Consider the following 5,366-nt stretch of genomic DNA (forward strand, 5'->3'; position numbering starts at 1 on the left):
GGCGCCGGGCGGGCGTCGTCGGGCCCGCCGGGGGCCTGGCGCGTCCCGTCGCTCGGGGTCGGCGGGGCCGGTCGTGAGGTGCGCGGCGGCGCCGGTCGCGACGGTCGGCCCGGGGTGCGCGTCCCGCCCCCGACGGCCACCGCGTCACCCGAGCTCGGCGGTCGGGCGGAGCCCGTCCCGGGCGCGAAGCTCGGCGGGGTCGCGCGGCCGGAGCCGTCACGCTGCGGCGCCCGGCCCGGCGCCCCCGGTGTCAGGGGACGCGCCGAGCCGCCGGTGCGGGCGCGCGAGCCGCGGCCCGTGGGCTTCTCATCGGACGTCATGGCACCCGCTCACGCCGGACCGCACACGTCGCTGACCGCTGCGGTGAGCGGGGCGTCCTCGGTCGGCTCGTTCGCCGGGGTCTCCGGCGCGGTCCCGGGGACCTCCGGAGCCGTGGTGCCCGGCGTGGCCGTCGCGCCCGGGTCGGCCGGCGCCGCCGGGTCCGGGACCTCGGCCGGCACGAGCGGCAGGTCGGCCGCCATGTTCGCCCAGATCTGATCGGCCTCCGAGGTCCACTCGACGCGGTTCGGGTCGCTCTTGGCGGCCGCGAAGGGGATGGTCATGAACGTGATGTTGCTCGTCGAGACGTTCTGCAGGCTGAACGCGAGCCCCGTCATCGCGGGGATCGACGCGAGCTCGGGGTTCGCCGTGACGGAGCTCGTCGCGGCGTTGAGGAACTGCACGAGCTGCGGCACGTCGGTGAGCAGGCTCTTGGACAGGACGGTCCGCACCGTCGCGCCGAGGAGCTTCTGCTGGCGCACGAGGCGGTCGGTGTCCGAGCCGTTGCCCAGGCCCTCGCCGGTGCGGGCGCGCGCGTAGGCCAGCGCGGTCGACCCGTCGAGCACCTGCTCGCCCGCCGCGAGGTCGAGCCCCGCCTTCGCCGACCGCATGTCGTTCGGGATGCACATCGGGATGCCGCCGAGCGCGTCGACCATCCCGATGAAGCCGGCGAAGTCGATCACGACGTAGTGGTTGATGAACACCCCGGTGTTCGACTCGACCGTCTGGATGGTGCACGCCGCGGCGTCGGACGCGAGCTGGGTCCGCTCCGAGCCGATCGAGAACGCCGCGTTGAACTGCCCGAACTGCGCGCGCGAGGACGAGCCGTCCGAGCGCGCGCACGCCGGGATGTCGACGAGGGAGTCGCGCGGGATCGAGACGAGCTCCACCCGTGACCGGTCGGCCGAGATGTGCAGCACGATCGTCGTGTCCGAGCGCATGCCCTCGACCTCGCCGCCGATCTCGGCGTTCGCACCGTCGCGCACGTCGGAGCCCATCAGCAGGATGTTCACGGCCTGGCCGGCGTTCGGGTCGTCCGGGTCCGGCGTCGGGGTGGGGCGGTCGCCCAGCAGCTCGGTGACGTCCTCGGACTGGATGTTGCTCTGCAGCTGGGTGTATGCGGCGGCCATCCCCGAGCCGGCGAACGCGAGCAGGGCCGTCGTCGTGAGCGCGATCCCGCGCAGGACGCCGTGGCTGCCGTGCGTGCGGGCGTGCCGGACCGCGCGGGGGCGCGACGAGGCTGCGTGGCGGATGGTCACCTCAGAAGGATAGGAGGGCGGCCCGGGGGGACGGGGGACCAGCGTGTCGGGCGCGGTGGAGGATCTGTGCAGATGCACGGTCGCACCCGCCGCCGGGCCCGGGCGAGCTGCCGCGATCCCCGACGAACCCGGCGAACCGCGCGCACCTCCCGGGCGCGCGGCCGCCGCGCGCTGTCGGGCAGGTGGCCCCCGCCGCACCGCGGGGAGCCACCTGCCCGGAGGTCAGCGACCGAGCTGGGCGTACTTGGCCTCGGTGGCGTCCTTCTGGGGCCGCCACCACGCCTCGTTCTCGCGGTACCAGGCGATCGTCGCCTCGAGCCCCGCACGGAAGTTCTCGTACCGCGGCGTCCAGCCGAGCTCCTCGCGGAGCTTCGTCGAGTCGATCGCGTACCGCAGGTCGTGCCCGGGGCGGTCGCTCACGAGGTCGTAGGCGTCGCGCGGCTGGCCGGTGAGCTCGAGGATGAGCTCGACGACGGTCTTGTTGTTCTCCTCGCCGTCCGCGCCGATGAGGTAGGTCTCGCCGATGCGGCCGCGCTCGATGATCGCCCAGACCGCCGAGTTGTGGTCCTCGACGTGGATCCAGTCGCGCACGTTCTCGCCGGTGCCGTAGAGCTTGGGGCGGATGCCGTCGATGACGTTCGTGACCTGGCGCGGGATGAACTTCTCGACGTGCTGGTACGGGCCGTAGTTGTTCGAGCAGTTCGACAGGGTCGCCTCGACGCCGAACGAGCGGGCCCAGGCCCGGACGAGCAGGTCGCTCGCGGCCTTCGTCGAGGAGTACGGGCTCGACGGGTTGTACGGGGTGTCCGGCGTGAACTTCGCCGGGTCGTCGAGCTCGAGGTCGCCGTAGACCTCGTCGGTCGAGATGTGGTGGAACCGGGTGCCGTGCCGGCGGACCGCCTCGAGCAGGGTGTACGTCCCGATGACGTTCGTCTGCACGAACGGCCACGGGTCGTGCAGCGAGTTGTCGTTGTGCGACTCGGCGGCGAAGTGGACGACGACGTCGGCGTCGCGGACCAGGGAGTCGACCAGCTCGGCGTCCGCGATGTCCCCGCGCACGAACGTGACCGCGTCGGCGACGGGCGCGAGGCTCGCCTCGTCCCCGGCGTAGGTGAGCGCGTCGAGCACCGTCACCTGGACGTCCGGGCGCTCGCGGACGGTCTGGTGGACGAAGTTGGAGCCGATGAAGCCGGCTCCGCCGGTGACGAGAAGACGCACGGGTGACCTCCTGCGGGGGTGGACTGGCGCCCAGAAGCCTAGCCGGGGGACCTCGCGGGCTCGAACGTGCCGGTCAGCGGCGGTAGCCGCCGACCGGCGTCCTCGGCGGAGGGACGAGGAGCCGCTCGACGTCGGCGCGGCGCACCCGTGCGGCGCGGCCGATCCGCCGGCGCTCGCGCAGCATCCGGGGCAGCAGGCGGGCGTAGGACGCGAGGACGCGGCACCGGAGCGCGACGGACGACCACGGCTGGCGGCGCCGGACGGCGATCGAGGCGGTCGTGAGGACGAAGCGGGCGACCGCGCGGAGGGCGAGCGGCGCGCCGGCGTTCTTCGTGAGCATGAGCAGCCGGTTGCGACCGTCGTGGAAGCGGAACAGCGCGCTGCCCTCGCCGGTGGAGGCGGCGTGGACGTGGTGCACGACGGCGTCCGGGCAGTGCAGCACGCGGTACCCCGCGAGCCGCAGCCGCCAGGAGAGGTCGGAGTCCTCGTAGTAGAGGAAGAAGTCCTCGTCGAACAGGCCGACGTCGCGCAGGGCGGACGTCCGCAGGATCGCGGCGGCCCCGCAGAAGCCGAACACCTCCGGCTCGGGCCGGTGGTGCGCGGCGTCCGCGAGCCAGCCGCGGTCCGTCCCGTACCCGTCGGTGCGCACGACGTTCCCGGTCGAGTTCACGAGCGTCACCGGGCCGGCCGGGTCGCGCACCCAGGTGCCGTCCGCGCCCACGAGACGGTCCGCGGGCGGGTCGTCGGGCGTCGCGGGGCGGAACCGGTCGGCGAGCAGGACCGTCGCGGTCAGGCAGGCGACGTCGTCCGGGGCGGCCTCCATCGCGGCGAGGAGGCGCGCCACGAAGTCGGGCTCGGGGACGGCGTCGTTGTTGAGCAGGACCACGTACGCGCCGGCGACGTCGCGCAGGGCGAGGTTGTTGCCGCCCGCGAAGCCGGTGTTCACCGGCGACCGCACGAGGCGGACCTCGGGGTGGGCGGCGGCGACGCGGTCCGCCGTGCCGTCGACGGACGCGTTGTCGACGACCACGACCTCCAGGGTGCGGCCGTCGAGCTGCTGCCGGGCGAGGCCCTCGAGGCAGTCCAGGACGAGGTGGGCGGCGTTGTAGGTGACGGTCACGACCGTCACGTCGGGCGGCGGGGTGCTCATGCGGCGACGTAGGCGTCGACGGTGCGGTCGGCGCACGCCGCCCACGTGAACAGGCCGGCACGGTCCCGTCGCGCCCGCCGGGCGTCGTCGTCGTCCGGGAGGGCCAGCGCGCGGGCGAGAGCGTCCGCGAGGGCGTCGGCGTCCGTGGGCGGGGCCGCGACCGCGTGCACGCCGGCCACCTCCCGGAGCGCCGGGACGTCCGCGACGACGACGGGACGTCCGCACGCGAGCGCCTCGAGCACGGGCAGGCCGAAGCCCTCGTCGAGCGAGGGGAGCACGAGGGCGCGGGCGCCGGCGACGAGCGTGCGGAGCTCGGCGTCGTCGAGCCACCCCGTGAGGTGCACGCCGTCGCGGCCCGCGAGACCGGTCTCCCGTCCCGCGGGTCCGGCCAGCACGAGGGCGGGGGCGTCCCGCGAGCCCGCGCGCAGCGCGTCGTGCGCGCGGAGCAGCGTGCGCAGGTTCTTGCGCGGGTCGAGCGAGCCCACGAAGACGAGGTAGTCCGCGGGCAGCCCGCGCGCGGTGAGCCAGGCGGCGGGCGGCGGGGCCGCGCCGAACCAGGCGTCGTCGACGCCGAGCGGGGTCGCGGTCACCCGGTCGGCGTCGAGCCCGTACTCGTCCCGGACGCTCGCCGCGACCGCGGCGGACGGCGTGAGCACGTGGGCCCCCCGCGCCAGGGCGCGCGGGACGAGCGCCCGGTAGGCCAGGCTCGCGGCGCTCACCGTGTCCGCGTGGTGCAGGTAGGTCAGGTCGTGCACCGTGACGAGCTCGCGCGCCCGTCGGGTCGGCGGGGAGACGAAGTTCGTGCCGTGGAAGACGTCGGTCCGGCCGACGAGCGCCTCGATCGGCGGCACGTCCCGGCGGCGCCAGAGCTCGCGGAGCACGCGGGCGGGCACGCGGGGGCCGACCTGGCGGACGCCTGCGGGGAGCCCCTGGAGCGCGCCGCCGCGGGCCGTCCAGGTGGTGGCGCCGACGCTGGCGTCGAGGCCGCGGCGCTCCAGCGCACCCGGCAGCTCCTCGACGAGGTGCTGCACGTACCGTCCGATTCCGGTGCGGGGACCCAGGAGGGGCGTGGCGTCGAGGGTGATCCGCACGGGACAGATCGTCTCATGTGCGGCATCCACCGGCCGATGGGCCGAATGAGCGGCGCACACGCCGGTCCGGTTCCTTGCTGTCCCCACCTCGGGCGGAAACACTGAAGCCGTTGCCCGAGCCCTCCTCGTCGTCTGGTGCCTCATGACTGTGAAGCTGTTGGTCCCCGCGCTGGTGCTGGGCCTGCTGACCGTGCTGCCTGCCCCGAGCGCAACGGCCGCGGCGCCGCTCGCGCCCGCCGCCAGCGCCACCGCGGCGCCGAGCGCCGAGGGCTCCGAGAGCTCCGAGAGCTCGGTGCGCGAGGTGCCGCTCGTGGTCCCGCCCGTCGACGC

5 protein-coding genes are annotated in these 5,366 nt (G+C 75.0%); 1 reads left to right on the plus strand and 4 read right to left on the minus strand.

Annotated features, from left to right (window positions below):
- Positions 1-329: 329 nt before the first annotated feature.
- From AB6N24_RS22550 to AB6N24_RS22565, 4 genes are all read right to left on the minus strand, one after another.
- Complete coding sequence (locus AB6N24_RS22550; protein ID WP_412871594.1) at positions 330-1,577, minus strand: LCP family protein; 1,248 nt, start codon at positions 1,575-1,577, stop codon at positions 330-332.
- A 222-nt stretch (positions 1,578-1,799) separates the two neighbouring features.
- Positions 1,800-2,795, minus strand: a complete 996-nt coding sequence (gene rfbB / locus AB6N24_RS22555; RefSeq protein WP_412871595.1) for a dTDP-glucose 4,6-dehydratase — start codon at positions 2,793-2,795, stop codon at positions 1,800-1,802.
- Positions 2,796-2,868: 73 nt separating this feature from the next.
- Positions 2,869-3,945, minus strand: coding sequence for a glycosyltransferase family 2 protein (locus AB6N24_RS22560; protein ID WP_412871596.1), 1,077 nt, complete (start codon positions 3,943-3,945; stop codon positions 2,869-2,871).
- Complete coding sequence (locus tag AB6N24_RS22565; RefSeq protein WP_412871597.1) at positions 3,942-5,036, minus strand: glycosyltransferase family 4 protein; 1,095 nt, start codon at positions 5,034-5,036, stop codon at positions 3,942-3,944. The genes AB6N24_RS22560 and AB6N24_RS22565 overlap by 4 nt, the downstream gene beginning before the upstream one ends.
- 142 nt (positions 5,037-5,178) lie before the next feature.
- Between AB6N24_RS22565 and AB6N24_RS22570 the strand changes: the two genes are divergently transcribed.
- A partial coding sequence (locus AB6N24_RS22570) for a hypothetical protein (protein WP_412871598.1) occupies positions 5,179-5,366 on the plus strand: 188 nt, incomplete at its 3' end.

The sequence above is a fragment of the Cellulomonas jepli genome, from assembly GCF_047229345.1.
Lineage (GTDB): Bacteria > Actinomycetota > Actinomycetes > Actinomycetales > Cellulomonadaceae > Cellulomonas_A.

Coding starts and splice junctions, on each gene's coding strand:
- AB6N24_RS22560 (WP_412871596.1), bottom strand. CDS start 3,945: ATGAGCACCCCGCCGCCCGACGTGACGGTCGTGACCGTCACCTACAAC.